Genomic DNA, 15,623 nt, shown 5'->3' with positions numbered 1-15,623 from the left:
AAACGTCTGATGCAGCGAGCCCTTGTCCTGTTTGCCCACGGCGCCCGCGCCGCTTCCTGGGCCGTCCCCTTCGAGCGCCTGCGCGACGCCACCCGTGCGCGCATCCCGGGCGTGGAGGTGCGGCTGGCCTTCCTCGAACTGATGGAGCCGCGCCTGCCGGAAACGGTGGCCGAACTGGTGGCCGGCGGCGTGCGCGAAGTCACGATCGTGCCGGTGTTCCTGGGGCAGGGCGGTCACTTGCTGCGCGATTTGCCGCTGCTGGCCGAAGAATTGCGCGCCGCGCATCCCGCACTCACCCTGAACGTGGTGGGCGCGGTCGGCGAAGACCCCGGCGTGCTGGCGGCGATGACGGATTATTGCGTGGGCGCTTTACCCCGCGCTTAATCCAAATCCGCCGCGTCGTGCCGCTCGGCCACCTGCTCCTCCGGCGCGCCGCGCACGCGATTGACCTTGCGCCCGCGGATCACCGCCGGACGCGCCGCGATCTCGTCGGCCCAGCGCCGCACCTGCTTGTACTCGTGCACCGACAGGAACTCTGCCGCCTCGTACAGCTCCCCCAGCACCAGGCCGCCATACCAGGGCCAGATCGCCATGTCGGCGATGGTGTACTCGTCCCCTGCCACGAAACGGTGCTGCGCCAGCTGGCGCTCGAGCACGTCGAGCTGGCGCTTCGCTTCCATCGCATAGCGGTTGATCGGGTATTCGTATTTCTCGGGCGCGTAGGCGTAGAAGTGGCCAAAGCCGCCGCCGACGAAGGGCGCCGAACCCATCTGCCAGAACAGCCAGTTCATCGTTTCGGTGCGCGCCGGTCCGTCTTTCGGCAGGAAGGCGCCGAATTTTTCGGCCAGGTGAACCAGGATCGAACCGGACTCGAACACGCGCAGTGGCGCTGCCGGATCGCTGCGGTCCATCAGCGCCGGAATTTTCGAATTCGGATTGACCTCGACGAAGCCGCTGGAAAACTGCACGCCTTCGTTGATGCGGACCAGCCAGGCATCGTATTCGGCGCCTTTGTGTCCGGCGGCGAGCAATTCTTCCAGCATGATCGTCACCTTCACGCCGTTCGGCGTGGCCAGCGAGTACAGCTGCAGCGGGTGCTTGCCGACAGGTAGCGGCGCCTCGTGGGTCGGGCCGGCGACCGGGCGGTTGATGTTGGCAAAAGCGCCGCCGGATTCGGCAGGCACCCAGACCCGGGGCGGCACGTAAGCTTGGTCGGACATGAAAATCTCCTCGCATTCGAAGTGGATAGGCGCCAGTGATGTCAGCATGGCATGTGCCGCGAGCTTACCCGTTTCGCCTCGTTCGCGCTTGGGCGGCCCGATTTTGCGGCGATCCGGCCAGGGCTTGTTTCAGATCATGTTCGGGTACCCGTGCCTCGTTTGACAGCCCCCGGGATGTCGAACACACTTCTCGGGCAGTTCCAGCCGCGCCGGCCTCTCCCACCGACAGGTGCACGACCATGCTCCCATCCATCCTGAAACTGATCCTTGCCAAGCTGTTCAATGCCCGCCCTGGCGAAATCCCGTCCTGGGACGGCGTCCGTCTCCCCGGCGGCATGTTCGCCCAGACGCGCTGCGCGCGCCGCATCGACGCGACGGCCCGCCGTATCGCTGCGATGGGCATGAAGATCGCCACCCTGTCGGGGCGCCTGCACGCAGGCAGCATCCCCGGCATGGTCGACGCCGACCGCAGCCTGCGCCGCATGCTGTCCGAACTGAAGGACGACCTGGCCGGCATGCGGCGCGACCTCGCGCTGTGGCGCACGCGCGAATGCCGCGGCCGCGCCGGTGCGCGTCTGGAGGCGGCCATCGCCCACCTGAACCGCATCGCCGCCGACACCCAGCTTGCCGCCGACCGCCTGGTCAGGCAGATCGAGGAATACGACCAGGCCCGGGCGCACTAGGAGCGCTGCCGGGCTGGTGTTCGCGCTGGCGCAGGGCCTCGCCTATCATCACCAGCACCGGCCCGTGCGCCGCGCCCAGGCCAAGGGCCAAGTCGGCCAGCGTCAGGCGGTCGATGCGCTCGTCGAGCCGGCTGCAGTTCTCCACCACCACCACCGGCGTGTCCGGCCGTCGCCCCTCGGCCAGCAGCCGTTCGGCCGTGGCCGCGGCTTCGCGCCCGCCCATGTACTGGATCAGCGTGTCGGTGTGGGGCAGGGCGGGATGTTCCGGTTGGTCCGGTCCGGTGCTGGAAGTGAAGAAGGCGACGCTGCGGGCGACGCCCCTTTTGGTGAGCGGCTGCCTGGTGGCCGCCGCCGCGGCCACCGCGGTGGTGATGCCGGGGACAATGTCGACGGCGATACCCTCGGCTTCGAGCGCGCGCAATTCCTCGTCGGCGCGGCCGAACAGCATCGGGTCGCCGCCTTTCAGGCGCACTACGGTGTCGTACATGAAGGCGCATTCGACCAGCTGGCGGTTGATCGATTCCTGGGCCGTCGAGCGCTGGCCCGAGCGTTTCCCCACCGAGATCAGGACCGCCCGCGTGCACAGTGCCAGCATATCGGGCGTGACCAGCGCGTCGTAGAGCACGACGTCGGCCTGCGCCAGCAGGCGCGCGCCGCGCACCGTGATCAGGTCGGCAGCGCCCGGCCCGGCGCCGACCAGCCAGACCTTGCCGGCCCGCCGGGCCGGCTTGTCCTCCAGAAGGCCCATGGGCCGCTCCCTGTTATTCGCTCAGTCGAATCATACCCGCCGCGACGGTCTGGTGCGTGACTTCGTCGATCAGGATAAAGGCGCCGGTGGCACGGTTGTCGGCATAGGCGTCGGCTGCCAGCGGCTGCTGCACGCTCAGGTGGATGCGCGCGATATCGTTGAGCTTCAGGCCTTCGGCGGGGTGGCGTTGTTGCGTATTGATGTCGAGCAAGGTGTCGAGCTTCGTCACCTTCGCGCTGGTCTGGCGCGTGCCGTGCTTGATCCAGTACTTGCGGCGCACATCGAGCGGCTCGTCCGCCATCCAGCAGACATCGGCCACCACCTGTTTCAGGAGGGTGGCCGGCTGCGCGGCGCCGGACAGCGTGTCGCCGCGCGAGATGTCCAGGTATTCGTCCAGCAGCAGCGTGACCGACTGGCCGGCGGCGGCGCGCTCGAGCGCACCGTCGAAGGTGAGAATTTCCTTCACTGTCGCCGCCTGGCCCGAGGGCTGCACCACCAGCTTGTCGCCGACCGCCACGCTGCCCGATTCGATGCGGCCCATGTAGCCGCGGAAGTCGTTCGCCTCGTGGCCGTTGTGGCGCGCCACCAGCTGCACCGGGAAGCGGAAGGGCGCCTCGTGTGCTTCGTCGTAGACCGAGAGCGATTCGAGCAGCTCGATCAGGGTCGGGCCGGTGTACCAGGCCAGCTTGTCGGAGCGATCGACGACGTTGTCGCCGGCCAGCGCCGACAGCGGGATCGCGGTCACATCCTTCAACCCGAGCGAGGCCGCGAATTCCTGGTAGGCCGCGACGATGCGCTCGTAGACGCCCTGGTCGTAGCCGATCAGGTCCATCTTGTTGACGGCGACGATGACGTGCTCGATCTGCAGCAACTTGGCGATGGTCGAGTGGCGCTTGGTCTGGATCAGCAGCTCGACGCCGCCGTCTTCGCGCAGCTTCACTTTCGACACATCGACCAGGATGATCACGGCGTCCGCGGTCGAGGCGCCGGTCACCATGTTGCGCGTGTATTGCTCGTGGCCCGGGGTGTCGGCGATGATGAACTTGCGCTTGGGCGTCGCGAAATAGCGGTAGGCGACGTCGATCGTGATTCCCTGTTCGCGCTCGGCCTCGAGGCCGTCGGTCAGCAGCGACAGGTCGATCGTGTCGCCGACGGTGCGCTTGTGCTTCGAGCGCGATACGGCGGCCAGCTGGTCGGCAAAGATGCCCTTGCTGTCGTACAGCAGGCGGCCGATCAGCGTGCTCTTGCCGTCGTCGACGGAACCGGCGGTGATGAAGCGCAGCAGGCTGTGCTGGGTGAGGTTCTCGGTCATGGCTTGGTCCCGGGCGTTCATCAGAAATATCCTTGCTTCTTGCGTTTTTCCATCGAGGCTTCCGAGGTCTGGTCATCCATCCGGGTCGCGCCGCGTTCGGTCACCTGGGTGACGGCGGTTTCGGCGATGATCGCTTCGACCGTGGCGGCGCTTGAGGACACCGGGCAGGTGCAGGAGATGTCGCCGACGGTACGGAAGCGGACGGTTTGCGTCTCGACTGTCTCGCCGTCGCGCGGCGGCGTCAGCGGCGTGAGCGGCACCAGCAGGCCATTCCTCGGGATCACCTGGCGCTCGTGGGCAAAATAGATCGGCGGCAGGGCCAGGCCTTCGCGGGCGATGTATTGCCACACGTCGAGTTCGGTCCAGTTCGAGATCGGGAAGACGCGCATGTTTTCGCCCGGGTGGACGCGGGTGTTATACAGGTCCCACAGTTCCGGGCGCTGGGCTTTCGGATCCCACTGGCCGAATTCGTCACGGAAGGAAAAGATGCGCTCCTTTGCGCGCGCCTTTTCCTCGTCACGGCGGGCGCCGCCGATGCAGGCATCGAAACCATGTTCGGCAATGGTTTCGAGCAGCGTCACGGCCTGGGCCGCGTTGCGCGAGTCGGTTGCCGGGTTGCGCAGGCGCACGGTGCCGCGCCGGATGGATTCCTCGACCGAGCCGACGATCAGGCGCTCGCCGAGTTCGGCAACCCTGGCGTCGCGGAAGGAAATGACTTCTTCAAAATTGTGGCCGGTGTCGATGTGCACCAGCGGGAAGGGGAACTTGCCGGGACGAAAAGCCTTTTCGGCCAGGCGCAGCAGCACCACCGAGTCCTTGCCGCCCGAGAACAGCAGGGCAGGGTTGGCGCACTCGGCGGCCACTTCGCGCAGGATGTGGATCGCCTCGGATTCGAGGGTGTCGAGGTGGCGCGCGTTGACGGTGGCGAGGATGCTGCTGGCGTCTAGGAGGTTCGTCATGGGTTCTGCCTTGTGTACTGTTGTGGCTCAGGCGGCCACGGATTTAATGCGAATCAATTTGCCGTCGACCAGGTGCAGGCCGCATTCCTTCGATTCCGGGTTTTCCCACCACCAGCGCCCGGCGCGCACGTCCTCGCCCGGCTGCACGGCGCGGGTGCAGGGCTCGCAGCCGATCGACGGATAGCCGCGGTCGTGCAGGGCGTTGTAGGGCACATTGTTGGCGCGGATGTAGTCCCACACGTTTTCTTCTGTCCAGTCGGCCAGCGGATTGAACTTGTCCATCATGTGCGCCGGATCGTCTTCCTGGATCGCCAGGTCGCTCCGCGTGGCCGACTGAGCGCGGCGCTGCCCGGTGATCCAGGCCTTCTTGCCGGCAAGCGCGTGCCCCAGCGGCTCGACCTTGCGGATGCGGCAGCATTCGCGGCGCATCTCGACGCTGTCGTAAAAAGCGTTCAGGCCGTTCTGGGTCACGTAGCGCTCGACCGCCAGCGGGTCCGGGCGGAACAGCGCGATGTCATAGCCGTAGGTGGCTTTCACGGCGTCGAGCACGGCCAGGGTTTCCCCGTGCAGGCGGCCCGTCTCCAGCGAGAAAATGTCGATCGGCAGTTTTGCGCGCAGGATCAGGTCGGTCAGCACCATGTCCTCCGCAGCCAGGCTGGAGGCGAACACGGCCGGCGTAAAATCGGCGGCGATGCGCGCCAGGATGGATTGCGTTTCAAGGACGCGAAGGGCGAGATCGCTCATCGTGTTCCTCAGATGCCGGCGCCGGCGTCCAGGTGTTCCGGCGGCAGGTCGCGTTCCTTGCGACGGAACAGCGGCAGCGGCTGGTCGACCGAGGCCTGGTAGGTTTCGGAAAACACCGTCAACCCCTTCAGCGCGTCGTAGATCGAGCGGTCCGGGCGCGTCGCGTAGGCATCGAAGCCCACGCGCGACATCGAGAACAGCTGGTCGCGCAGCACGTCGCCGATGGCGCGCAGTTCGCCGGTATAGCCGAGGCGCTTCCTGACATTGAAGGCGATCGAATAGCCGCGGCCATCGGAAAACTTCGGGAAGTCGACCGCGATCACGGCGAAGCGGTCGGCCTCGCCCTGCAGGCTTTCGAAGCGCTCGTCGGCAGCGATCCAGACGCCGAGTTCGGCGCGCGCGGCGAGAGCGTCCTTTTGCGCCAGCCAGACGCTCAAAGGCACGATCAGCTTGCCTTCCGGGACGGCGACCGTCTCCGCAGCTTCTCCCTCGGCCAGGCGCAGGACGCTCCAGTCGTCAGGCACCACTTCGCGGCCGCGGATGATTTCCTTGTGTGCTTCAAGCATGGTCTTCCCCCACCAGTTCGCCTTTTGAAATCGGCGTGGCGTACACGTGTTCCTTGAACGGCCCGATGCCGAGGCGCTGTGCGGTGTCGACAAAGCGCTCGCCTTCGAAGCGCTGGCCGACGTACACCTGCAGCAGGCGATCGATTACTTCCGGCATCTGGCCGCCCGAGAACGAGGGGCCGATGATCTTGCCGATGGCCGAGTTGTTGCCCTGCGCACCGCCGATCGACACCTGGTACCACTCGCTGCCATCCTTGTCGACGCCAAGCACGCCGATGGAACCGACATGGTGGTGGCCGCAGGCATTGATGCAGCCCGAGATGTTCAGTTCGATGTCGCCGATGTCGTGCTGGAAGTCGAGGTTGTCGAAACGCTCGGCAATGGCGGCGGCGATCGGGATCGATTTCGCATTCGCCAGCGAGCAGAAATCGCCGCCCGGGCAGGCAATGATGTCGGTGAGCAAGCCGATGTTCGGCGTCGCCAGGCCTTTCGATTTGGCCAGGGTCCAGACCTCGAACAGCCTGGCTTGCTGGACGTCGGCCAGCACCAGGTTTTGCTCGTGGGTCACGCGCAGCTCGCCGAAGCTGTACTTGTCGGCCAGGTCGGCCACGAAATCCATCTGCTCGGCGGTCGCGTCGCCGGGTGGCACGCCCGTCTTTTTCAGCGACAGTACGACGCTCGCATAGCCCGGCACCTTGTGCGGCTTGACGTTGCGCTGCAGCCAGTTCGCGAAGGGCTTGCTGTCCGCGTGCTCGGCCAGCGGATCGATCCTTGGCAAGGTTTCATAGGCGGGGGCTTCGAAATAGGCGGCAACCCGGTCGTATTCCTCGCGGGTGAGCGTTTCCGGGCCATCCTTCAGGTCTTGCCACTCTTCCTCGACCAGGCGCGCGAATTCCTCGACGCCCATCGATTTCAGCAGGATCTTGATGCGCGCCTTGTACTTGTTGTCGCGGCGGCCGTAGGAGTTGTACACGCGCATCACGGCTTCGGTATAGGTCAGCATGTGCTGCCAGGGCAGGAAGTCGCGGATCACGCTGCCCAGGATCGGCGTGCGGCCCATGCCGCCGCCGGCCATGAATTTGAAGCCTGCTTCGCCTGCCTCGTTATGCACCAGGGTCAGGCCGATGTCGTGGATCGCGATCGCGGCGCGGTCTTCCACGGCGCCATTGATCGCCACCTTGAACTTGCGCGGCAGGGCGATGAATTCGGGGTGGAAGGTGCTCCACTGGCGCAGGATTTCCGCGAACGGGCGCGGGTCCATGATCTCGTCCGCGGCAACGCCGGCGAACTCGTCGGTCGTGATGTTGCGGATGCAATTGCCCGAGGTCTGGATCGCGTGCATTTCGACCGAGGCCAAGTGCGCCAGGATGTCCGGCGTCTGCTCCAGCTCGATCCAGTTGAACTGGATGTTCTGGCGCGTCGTGAAATGGCCGTAGCCGCGGTCGTATTTGCGGGCGATATGGGCGAACATGCGCAGCTGGCTTGTCGACAGCAGGCCATAGGGCACGGCGATGCGCAGCATGTAGGCGTGGCGCTGCATGTACAGACCGTTCTGCAGGCGCAGCGGCACGAATTCTTCTTCGGTCAACTCGTCGTTCAGGCGGCGCGCAACCTGGTCGCGGTACTGCGCGATGCGTTCGCGGACGATGAGGTGGTCGTACTGGTCGTAACGGTACATATTTGTATTCCTCTAAGCTAGTCTGGATGGTAAGCGCTGGCGGCCTTATTCCAAACGACTGACAATTTATTTGCTTATATACGGTAAGGGCATAAGCAATGGCATAAAATAGCGTTTGCCCCTTTTATATACACAAGAACAACAGGCATGAACCTTCACCAACTGCGTTTCGTGCGCGAAGCCGTGCGCCAGAACTACAACCTGACCGATGCGGCCAAGGCCCTGTTCACGTCCCAGCCGGGCGTCTCCAAGGCCATCATCGAGCTCGAGGAAGAACTCGGCGTCGACATCTTCACCCGCCACGGCAAGCGCATTCGCGGGCTGACCGAGCCGGGGCGGCTGGTGTTGACCTCGGTCGAGCTGATCATGCAGGAAATCGAGAGCCTGAAACGCATCGGCAAGGAATACGCGGCCCACGACAGCGGCAGTTTTACCATTGCCACCACGCACACCCAGGCGCGCTACATGCTGCCGAAGGTGGTGCAAGCCTTCATGCTCAAGTTCCCGAAGGTACGCCTGTCGCTATTGCAAGGCAATCCGAAGCAGATCGCCGACATGGTCAAGAGCGGCCAGGCCGACCTGGCGATCGCGACCGAAGCGATTGCGGCGATCGATGGCCTGGTCACCATGCCCTGCTACCAGTGGGAGCACGTGATCGTGGTGCCGCCGGAACACGAATTGCTGCGCTCGCGTGCGATTTCGCTGGAAGAAATCGCCGCTTACCCGCTGATCACCTACGACGCCGCCTTTGCCGGGCGCAGCAAGATCGACCACGCCTTCAACCTGCGCGAGCTGAAACCGGACGTGCTGCTGGAAGCCATCGACGCCGACGTCATCAAGACCTATGTCGAACTGGGCATGGGGGTGGGCATCATCGCCGGTATGGCCTTCGATGCCGAACGCGACCGCAACCTGCGCACCATTCCAGTGGGGCACCTGTTCGGCATGAACGTGTCGCGCGTGGCGGTGAAGCAGGGCGCCTACCTGCGCAGCTATATTTATACTTTCATCGAATTGCTGGCGCCGAGCCTGACCCGCAAGATGGTCGAGTCTGCGATGCGCGGCGGCGAAAACTATGAACTTTAAGAAATCGACATGAACAATCAACAAGTAGCCAAGTATTACGCCCTGCTGGGCGAAGCCCTCGAAGACAAATACCTCGAGCCCGACATGGACGAGGACATCGACGACATGAGCATCCACCTCGGCACCTTGTTGTCGGGGCATACGGTGCTGGAACTCGGTTGCGGCACCGGCTTCTGGACCGAAGTGGTGGCGGAGTCGGCGCAGTCGGTGCTGGCGGTCGACATCAACGCTTCACTGATCGACATCGCCCGCGAGCGTGGCATGCCCGAAGGTAAAGTGAGCTTCCGCGTGGCGGATGCGCTCGACTTGCCGGAAGACCTAGGAAAATTTTCCGCAGTGCTGGTCAGTTTCCTGTGGTCGCACCTGAACAAGAAGGAGCAGGAAAGCCTGCTGGCGACGCTGAAAAAGCGCCTCGGCAAGGACGTGATGCTGGTCTTGCTCGACGATTCCTTCGTCGAAGGTTTCAGCGAAACCATCGCCCGCACCGATTCGGACGGCACGACCTACGAAATTCAGACCGCGCCTTCCGGCGAGCGCTTCGAACTGCCGAAGAGCTACCAGTCCGACAGCGCCCTGCGCAAGCGCCTGGCAAGCGCCGGCAAGGACATCCGGATCGAGCGCGTGGAGTTTTTCTGGATTTTGACCTGCAAACTGAAGTGAGTCCGTAGGGTGGGCAGGTCTACTGCTCACGCGTTCAGCGCGCCCAAGAACAGGCGAGCGGGCATTTCATACGTGGATTGAACGCGTGAGCGGCATAGCCGCCCACCCTACGTCACTCCGTCAAACACACCATCAGAACGTGTGGCGCACACCCAGGGTGAACGCGCTCGGATCGGCGCCCAGGGCGGTTGCCGGAGGCGTCACGCTGGTCGACGACGAGTTCAGCCCGAAGACGGCGCGCTCGTTGTTGCGCACCGTGCCGTAGCTGGTGTACAGGTTGGTGCGCTTCGACAGCGCGTGGCTGGCGGCGATGGCCCAGGCGTTGCCGCGGGCGCCAGTTTCGATTTCATTGCGCTGCACGTTCACGAAGAACTTGTTCGCGCCCATGCCGTAGGACGCGCCGGCATTGACCTGCTCGAACTTGTTGTTCGAGCCGGCCTGGTCGGCGGAGAGGTAATTCGCCTTGAAGTCGAAGTTGCCCAGCTTGACGCCGACGCCGAGGACGCGTTCCGCATCGTGGTGGAAGACGATGCGTTCCAGGCGGTGATAGCCGGCGCCGACATAGAAGGGGCCGTTCACGTATTCCAGCGCCACGCCGGACAGGTCGCCCGACGGTTCGACGGTGCGCTCGCCGGCCGACCAGGCTGCCAGCAGGCTGAAACCGGATACCGGTGCGCTCTTGAAGTTGACCGAGTTGGCCAAGCGGCGCGTCAGGCGGTTGGCGGTGAAGGCGGACAGGTTGCTGCCGTAGAAACCCTGGCCGAACACGTCGGTGGCCGCGGCGACCGAGGCTACCGGGCTGTATTCGCGGCCCACCGTGACCTGGCCGAAGCTGCCTTGCAGGCCGACCACGGCGCGGCGGCCGAACAGGGCCGAGTCGCCGGCGCCGGTGTCCAGGGCCAGGCCCGCTTCGATGTTGAACATGGCTTTCAAACCATTGCCCAGTTCTTCAGTGCCACGGAAGCCGAGGCGGCTGCTGGACTGGTTGCCCGAATTGATGACGGTGCGGCGCTTTTCGCCGGGTGCATCGGTGTCCTCGAGGGCGATGGCGGCGTCCATGGTGCCGTAGATGGCGACGTTGGTCTGCGCATGCGCAAACAGCGGCAGGGTCGTGATCAGCGCGGCGGCCAGGGCTTTGTAATGCATGTGAATCTCCAATAAGTGGGGCGAAGGATTGAGTTGGCATTCTGGCAAACTCAAGGTCGAGCCATCTTATCGGGGCAATATGTCTCCTTCGTGACACAGGGAGACGACTGCGGGCGCTACACGATGTGGTCGGCGATCGGCAGGACGATATCGATGCGCGTACCGGGCGGTTCGTCAGCGCTGACGGAAATGTCGCCCTTCAGGGCCCAGACCCGCTCGCGCATGCCGATCAGGCCCAGCGATTCGGCCTTTTCCATGTCCGCTTCGCGAATGCCGCGGCCGTCGTCGCGGATCGTGATCAGGAGCTGGTGGTCGATGCGGTACAGGTTCATCGTCACGCTCGTCGCCTGCGCATGGCGCGCGACATTGGTCAGCGCTTCCTGGACGATGCGGAACACGGCGGTGCTGGCGGCATCGTCGAGACGCAGCTCGGCTTCGTCGGCCAGCAGGGTGCAGGCAATGCCGTGGCGCTCGATGAAATCGTCGCGCAAGCCCTGCAAGGCGAAATACAGGCCACCTTCGTCGAGGGCGCGCGGGCGCAGGTTGGTGGCGATGCGGCGCAGCGAGGTGATGGCGGTCAGCAGGTTGTGGTCCATCGCCTTGACCAGGTGCTGGGTGGCGGGGGTGGCGCTGCAGGCTTCCTGCAGCAGGGTCAGGTCCATGCGCAGCGAGGCCAGCAGCTGGCCGAGATCGTCGTGCAGTTCGCGCGAGATGTGGGTGCGTTCTTCTTCGCGGATGGTCTGCAGGGCGCTCGAGAGCTGGCGCAGCTGGTCGTGCGAGCGCGCCAGCTTGTGCTGCACCAGCTGGCGCTCGGACACGTCGCGCAGGATGATCGTGTAGAGCGTGCGCCCCTCCTGCAGCGTGCCGCCGATCGAGCCTTCGATCGCGAAGCGCTCGCCGCCCGGGCGCAGGCCCGTGCCGGCGTAATCGGTGCCGCGGCGGCCGGCGCGGCCGTCGGCACGGAAGAAGTCGGGCGGCGCGCCGTGCTGCTCGCCGGGCGCTTCGATGAAGCGCGCCAGCGGGCTGCCCTGCATCTGCTGGACGCTGACGCCGAACATGCTGGCCGCCGCCGGATTGGCCAGCACGATGCGGCTGCTGTCGTCGGCCGAGACGATGGCTTCGCCGGCATTGTGGAAGATGCGCCGGCTGTGGTGCAGGGGAGAATCGTCTCCCGCCCGCGTTTCAGCGCCGGCGCGGCGCCTGGCGCGATCGAGCACCCGCGCGGCCAGGTAGCCAAGCCCGAACATCGCCAGAGTGCGCTTGCCGGGAAGCGCACTGCGCAGTCGTTTCATGTGGATATGCCTGCCGGTATGCCTGCGTTAACATCAGCGTCCGCGCATGCGGACCAAACGCTACGATACGGTGCACACGGAATGGCTGGCTTGAGGCGCCACAAGCACGGCTGAGCTGCGCCCCGCCTACATCTGCTTGAACAAATGCAGGAAGCTGCGGCTCACTTCGAGTTTTTCCGAACGGCCCTTGACCAGCACCAGGTGGCGGCCGCGGATGTCGCGCGTCACGCCCTCGATGGCATTCACGTTGACGAGGGTGGCGCGGTGGATCTGCCAGAACAGCGCCGGGTCGAGTTCGTCGGCCAGGTCGCGCACCGGCTTCCTGATGAGCGCCTCGAAACTCGCGGTCTGCACGCAGGTATATTTTTCGTCCGAGCGGAAAAACAGGATGTCCTCGACCGGGATCATGCGCAGGTCCTGGCCGATGCTGGCCTGGATCCATTGCAGGTGCTTCGGCTTGGGCGCCGCGATCTTTTCCGCCAGTTGCGACAGCATCGCCGTGACGCTGTCGTTCACCACCGCGCCGGGCTTGCCCTGGCGCGCCTGCAGCCGTTCTTTCAGGCGCTCGACGGTCAGCTTCAGGCGCTCCGGCTCGGACGGCTTCAGGATGTAATCGACCGCGCCGCGCTCGAAGGCCTCGACCGCATACTGGTCGTAGGCGGTGACGAACACGATCTGGCTGCGCTCGCCAATCTCGCGCGCCGCTTCCATGCCGGTCTTGCCGGGCATGCGGATGTCCAGGAAGGTCAGGTCCGGCTGGTGCTGGCCGACCAGTTCCACGGCTTCCTCGCCATTCCTGGCTTCGCCCACGATTTCCAGTTCCGGCCACACCTGCTCCAGGCGCATGCGCAGCTGGTCGCGCATCAGTCTTTCATCGTCGGCAATAATTGCAGTAGGCATGGTGTGGTCCGGTGGAAGGAAAGTGACAATACAGGGAGTGACGATTATTCAAGAAAATCGCGCCGCAGGCAAGGCGAAGGCCTCACATGATCGGGCCGCGCGAGACCTGGTAGGGCACCTCGACCATCGCGATCACGCCGCTCGGGCTGTTGGCCGCGATGTGCAGCTGGCCGGCGTCGCCGTGCAGCAGGCGCAGGCGCTCGCGGATGGTCGGCAGTCCGAGCCCGGTGCCGGTGCTCGGCACCACGCCGAAACCGACACCGTCGTCGAGCACGGTGATGCGCAGCTTACCCTCGGCGACATCGGCCACGACTTTCAGGGTGCCGCCTTCGGGTTTGCACTCGAGGCCGTGTTTGATGGCATTTTCAACCATCGACTGCAGCATCATCGGCGGGAAAGCCGCGCTGCGCAGCGCGTCGGGGATGTTCATGTCGACCGTCAGGCGCTCTTCCATCCGCATTTTCAGCAGCTCGAGGTAGGCCGTCACCATGTCGACTTCGCGTCCGAGGTTGGTGACGAGGGTGTTGTCGCGCATCTGCGGCAGGACCGCGCGCAGGTACTGGATCAAGCTGCGCTGCATGGCGGACGCACGCGGTGGGTTGGTTTCGATCAGGTGCTCGACGGAAGCGAGCGTGTTGAACAGGAAGTGCGGTTCCACCTGGGCCTGCATCATCTGCATCTTCGCCTCCGACAGCTGGCGCTGCATCGATTCGCGCTCGGCGGCGGCGTTGGCGCTGCGGGTTTGCTGTTCGGCGCGTTTTTTGCCGCCCATTAAGGCCTTGATGCCGAACAGCGCCAGTACCAGCAGCACCACGAAGCTGATGAACCAGCGCGATGCCTGTTTGTGATAACGCGACACTTTCGCCTCGGCCGCATCGTCGACGGCGCCCTCGATGGCGACCGACAGCTCTTCGGCGATCTGCGGCGGCAGTTCGATGTGCACCCCCTGGCCGTTCGCCTGCATGCCCTTCGGCAGCGCAGGGTCGGCGGGGATCGCTGGGTCGTTCGCGCGCGCCGCCGCGGGCAGTTCCGGCTCGCCGGCCGGCACGCCTGGCGGCAGCGGCGGCTGCGGCGCGAGCTCGGGCGGCGCCGGGCGCGGCATATTGCGCGGCATATTGCGAGGATTGAAGCGGATGCCGCTGTCGTCGATCACGATGCTGGTCTGCTCGCGCCGCGCCGCGCGCTCGACGGCGGCCAGTTCGGCGCCGCTGCTGGAGAACAGCATGTCCTCCACAATGAAGCCAGCGATCAGCACCAGGCCCGCAAATAGGAAAAACATCCACCATGACAATTGGGTCACCCAGGTCGCGACCGCGTCGAAGGCGCGGTAGAGCGAGGTCAGGATGCCGGAAAATTGGTGGTGGGTGGCGCTGCGGGCTTGCATGGTCGTGTCTGTTCGTCGGTTCGTGGTCGGGAGCGAGTGTACCGCGTCCCCGCGTTGTTGGTGCCGAAAAGCCATCTGGGATAAGTGTTGGAATGCTACAACCTTAACCGGTGGCTGCCGACAGGAGACGCGCTTTGCGACAGCCTGCAGGAAGCGGGGCGTGGAATGCGTGCCGAGGCGCCGCGGCCGCTTCCCACGGAGGGTAAGAGGCCGATAAAAAGCTGACAGCAGGAAACTTTGCACGGTATGATAAAACGACTTTCCAATGCCCAAACTTCAACGAAAGGGTGTGCCGATGTCCGCCATTCCGACTCAATTCCGCCTCGTTACCCGCAGCGATTTCGATGGACTGGTGTGCGCGGTCCTGCTCAAGCACCTGGACCTGATCGACGACATCCTGTTCGTCCATCCGAAGGATATGCAGGATGGCAAAATTGCCATCAGCGGGCGCGACGTCACGACCAATTTGCCGTACGTTGCCGGCGCCCACCTGGCCTTCGACCACCACCACTCCGAGACGATCCGCAACAGCGGCGTGCGCGCCAACCACGTGATCGACCCGCAGGCGCCATCGGCCGCGCGCGTGGTCTGGGACCATTATGGCGGCGCCGCTGCCTTCCCGCGCGACTGGGAAGACATGATGGCGGCCGTCGACAAGGCCGACAGCGCCCGCTTTTCGCGTGAGGAAGTGCTGCAGCCGGCCGGCTGGAACCTGCTGAACTTCCTGATGGATGCACGCACGGGCCTGGGCCGCTTCCACGATTTCCGCATCTCGAACTACCAGCTGATGATGGCGCTGATCGATGCCTGCCGCCAGCATTCGATCGACCAGATCATGGCCCTGCCCGACGTCCAGGAGCGCACCACCCTGTATCTCGAGCACGTCGACCTGTGCAAGCAGCAGATCCGCCGCTGCGCCCGCGTGCACGGCAACCTGGTCGTGCTCGACCTGCGCGAAGAGAAGACGATCTTCGCCGGTAACCGCTTCATCATCTACGCCCTGTTCCCGGAGACGAACATTTCGATCCACGTGCTGTGGGGCCTGAAGAACCAGAACACGGTATTTGCGACCGGAAAATCGATCCTGAACCGGAGCTCGAAGACGAACATCGGCAGCCTGATGCTCGAATATGGCGGCGGCGGGCATGAAAACGCCGGCACCTGCCAGGTATCGAACGACATGGCCGAAGATGTGCTGGGGGCGCTGATCCACCGGATCACGAGCGAAGGCTGACCCGGCCTGCG

16 protein-coding genes are annotated in these 15,623 nt (G+C 64.8%); 5 read left to right on the top strand and 11 right to left on the bottom strand.

Features of this window, described 5'->3' with window-relative positions; genetic code table 11:
* Window positions 1-9 precede the first annotated feature (9 nt).
* A complete protein-coding gene (locus AC56KZ_RS04295; RefSeq protein WP_497160883.1) occupies window positions 10-384 on the top strand; it encodes a sirohydrochlorin chelatase in 375 nt (124 codons plus the stop codon).
* On the opposite strand, the gene yghU is transcribed toward AC56KZ_RS04295, so the two are convergent.
* Entirely contained in the window at window positions 381-1,220 is an 840-nt protein-coding gene (gene yghU / locus AC56KZ_RS04290; protein ID WP_497160882.1) for a glutathione-dependent disulfide-bond oxidoreductase, read from the bottom strand. The genes AC56KZ_RS04295 and yghU overlap by 4 nt on opposite strands.
* A gap of 239 nt (window positions 1,221-1,459) precedes the next feature.
* Between yghU and AC56KZ_RS04285 the strand changes: the two genes are divergently transcribed.
* The gene (locus tag AC56KZ_RS04285) at window positions 1,460-1,903 is read left to right on the top strand and encodes a hypothetical protein (RefSeq protein WP_497160881.1); all 444 of its coding nucleotides are present in this window, start codon (window positions 1,460-1,462) and stop codon (window positions 1,901-1,903) included.
* Here the strand turns inward: AC56KZ_RS04285 and cobA are convergent.
* From cobA to AC56KZ_RS04255, 6 genes are read right to left on the bottom strand one after another with little or no spacing between them, the layout of a single operon-like run.
* Window positions 1,863-2,651, bottom strand: a complete 789-nt coding sequence (gene cobA, locus AC56KZ_RS04280) for a uroporphyrinogen-III C-methyltransferase (protein ID WP_497160880.1) — start codon at window positions 2,649-2,651, stop codon at window positions 1,863-1,865. The genes AC56KZ_RS04285 and cobA overlap by 41 nt on opposite strands.
* A 13-nt stretch (window positions 2,652-2,664) precedes the next feature.
* Window positions 2,665-3,963 carry a sulfate adenylyltransferase subunit 1 gene (locus tag AC56KZ_RS04275; RefSeq protein ID WP_497160879.1) on the bottom strand — a complete coding sequence of 433 codons (1,299 nt, stop codon included), beginning with the start codon at window positions 3,961-3,963 and terminating at the stop codon, window positions 2,665-2,667.
* 20 nt (window positions 3,964-3,983) lie between these two features.
* On the bottom strand, window positions 3,984-4,922 hold the full coding sequence (gene cysD, locus AC56KZ_RS04270) for a sulfate adenylyltransferase subunit CysD (RefSeq protein ID WP_497160878.1): 939 nt from the start codon (window positions 4,920-4,922) through the stop codon (window positions 3,984-3,986).
* A 27-nt stretch (window positions 4,923-4,949) separates the two neighbouring features.
* On the bottom strand, window positions 4,950-5,666 hold the full coding sequence (locus AC56KZ_RS04265) for a phosphoadenylyl-sulfate reductase (protein WP_497160877.1): 717 nt from the start codon (window positions 5,664-5,666) through the stop codon (window positions 4,950-4,952).
* 8 nt (window positions 5,667-5,674) lie between these two features.
* Window positions 5,675-6,232: a DUF934 domain-containing protein gene (locus tag AC56KZ_RS04260; RefSeq protein WP_497160876.1), complete on the bottom strand. Its 558-nt coding sequence runs from the start codon at window positions 6,230-6,232 to the stop codon at window positions 5,675-5,677.
* Window positions 6,225-7,910 carry a nitrite/sulfite reductase gene (locus AC56KZ_RS04255; protein WP_497160875.1) on the bottom strand — a complete coding sequence of 562 codons (1,686 nt, stop codon included), beginning with the start codon at window positions 7,908-7,910 and terminating at the stop codon, window positions 6,225-6,227. The genes AC56KZ_RS04260 and AC56KZ_RS04255 overlap by 8 nt, the downstream gene beginning before the upstream one ends.
* A gap of 147 nt (window positions 7,911-8,057) precedes the next feature.
* Between AC56KZ_RS04255 and AC56KZ_RS04250 the strand changes: the two genes are divergently transcribed.
* On the top strand, window positions 8,058-8,996 hold the full coding sequence (locus AC56KZ_RS04250) for a CysB family HTH-type transcriptional regulator (RefSeq protein ID WP_497160874.1): 939 nt from the start codon (window positions 8,058-8,060) through the stop codon (window positions 8,994-8,996).
* 9 nt (window positions 8,997-9,005) lie between these two features.
* Entirely contained in the window at window positions 9,006-9,656 is a 651-nt protein-coding gene (locus AC56KZ_RS04245) for a class I SAM-dependent methyltransferase (RefSeq protein ID WP_497160873.1), read from the top strand.
* Window positions 9,657-9,788: 132 nt separating this feature from the next.
* Here AC56KZ_RS04245 and AC56KZ_RS04240 read toward each other — a convergent pair whose 3' ends face one another.
* The 4 genes from AC56KZ_RS04240 to AC56KZ_RS04225 form a co-directional block, all read right to left on the bottom strand.
* Entirely contained in the window at window positions 9,789-10,802 is a 1,014-nt protein-coding gene (locus tag AC56KZ_RS04240) for a porin (RefSeq protein ID WP_497160872.1), read from the bottom strand.
* Window positions 10,803-10,918: 116 nt separating this feature from the next.
* Window positions 10,919-12,094: a PAS domain-containing sensor histidine kinase gene (locus tag AC56KZ_RS04235; protein WP_497160871.1), complete on the bottom strand. Its 1,176-nt coding sequence runs from the start codon at window positions 12,092-12,094 to the stop codon at window positions 10,919-10,921.
* 126 nt (window positions 12,095-12,220) lie between these two features.
* On the bottom strand, window positions 12,221-12,994 hold the full coding sequence (locus tag AC56KZ_RS04230) for a LytR/AlgR family response regulator transcription factor (RefSeq protein WP_497160870.1): 774 nt from the start codon (window positions 12,992-12,994) through the stop codon (window positions 12,221-12,223).
* Window positions 12,995-13,076: 82 nt separating this feature from the next.
* On the bottom strand, window positions 13,077-14,378 hold the full coding sequence (locus AC56KZ_RS04225) for a sensor histidine kinase (RefSeq protein WP_497160869.1): 1,302 nt from the start codon (window positions 14,376-14,378) through the stop codon (window positions 13,077-13,079).
* Between the two features lie 295 nt (window positions 14,379-14,673).
* Between AC56KZ_RS04225 and AC56KZ_RS04220 the strand changes: the two genes are divergently transcribed.
* Complete coding sequence (locus AC56KZ_RS04220; protein WP_497160868.1) at window positions 14,674-15,612, top strand: exopolyphosphatase; 939 nt, start codon at window positions 14,674-14,676, stop codon at window positions 15,610-15,612.
* Window positions 15,613-15,623: the final 11 nt, after the last annotated feature.

The organism is Telluria sp. LT2P34 (genome assembly GCF_059685915.1).
The sequence above is the reverse complement of the archived record's forward strand: the minus strand, read 5'-3'. Positions and strand labels throughout refer to the sequence as shown.

Excerpts from the sequence above, each read along its gene's own strand:
- AC56KZ_RS04225 (WP_497160869.1), bottom strand. The coding sequence starts at position 14,378 with ATGCAAGCCCGCAGCGCCACCCACCACCAATTTTCCGGCATCCTGACC.
- AC56KZ_RS04255 (WP_497160875.1), bottom strand. The coding sequence starts at position 7,910 with ATGTACCGTTACGACCAGTACGACCACCTCATCGTCCGCGAACGCATC.
- AC56KZ_RS04295 (WP_497160883.1), top strand. The coding sequence starts at position 10 with ATGCAGCGAGCCCTTGTCCTGTTTGCCCACGGCGCCCGCGCCGCTTCC.
- AC56KZ_RS04235 (WP_497160871.1), bottom strand. The coding sequence starts at position 12,094 with ATGAAACGACTGCGCAGTGCGCTTCCCGGCAAGCGCACTCTGGCGATG.
- AC56KZ_RS04275 (WP_497160879.1), bottom strand. The coding sequence starts at position 3,963 with ATGACCGAGAACCTCACCCAGCACAGCCTGCTGCGCTTCATCACCGCC.
- AC56KZ_RS04245 (WP_497160873.1), top strand. The coding sequence starts at position 9,006 with ATGAACAATCAACAAGTAGCCAAGTATTACGCCCTGCTGGGCGAAGCC.
- AC56KZ_RS04260 (WP_497160876.1), bottom strand. The coding sequence starts at position 6,232 with ATGCTTGAAGCACACAAGGAAATCATCCGCGGCCGCGAAGTGGTGCCT.
- AC56KZ_RS04220 (WP_497160868.1), top strand. The coding sequence starts at position 14,674 with ATGTCCGCCATTCCGACTCAATTCCGCCTCGTTACCCGCAGCGATTTC.
- AC56KZ_RS04250 (WP_497160874.1), top strand. The coding sequence starts at position 8,058 with ATGAACCTTCACCAACTGCGTTTCGTGCGCGAAGCCGTGCGCCAGAAC.
- AC56KZ_RS04230 (WP_497160870.1), bottom strand. The coding sequence starts at position 12,994 with ATGCCTACTGCAATTATTGCCGACGATGAAAGACTGATGCGCGACCAG.
- yghU (WP_497160882.1), bottom strand. The coding sequence starts at position 1,220 with ATGTCCGACCAAGCTTACGTGCCGCCCCGGGTCTGGGTGCCTGCCGAA.
- AC56KZ_RS04265 (WP_497160877.1), bottom strand. The coding sequence starts at position 5,666 with ATGAGCGATCTCGCCCTTCGCGTCCTTGAAACGCAATCCATCCTGGCG.
- AC56KZ_RS04240 (WP_497160872.1), bottom strand. The coding sequence starts at position 10,802 with ATGCATTACAAAGCCCTGGCCGCCGCGCTGATCACGACCCTGCCGCTG.
- cysD (WP_497160878.1), bottom strand. The coding sequence starts at position 4,922 with ATGACGAACCTCCTAGACGCCAGCAGCATCCTCGCCACCGTCAACGCG.
- AC56KZ_RS04285 (WP_497160881.1), top strand. The coding sequence starts at position 1,460 with ATGCTCCCATCCATCCTGAAACTGATCCTTGCCAAGCTGTTCAATGCC.
- cobA (WP_497160880.1), bottom strand. The coding sequence starts at position 2,651 with ATGGGCCTTCTGGAGGACAAGCCGGCCCGGCGGGCCGGCAAGGTCTGG.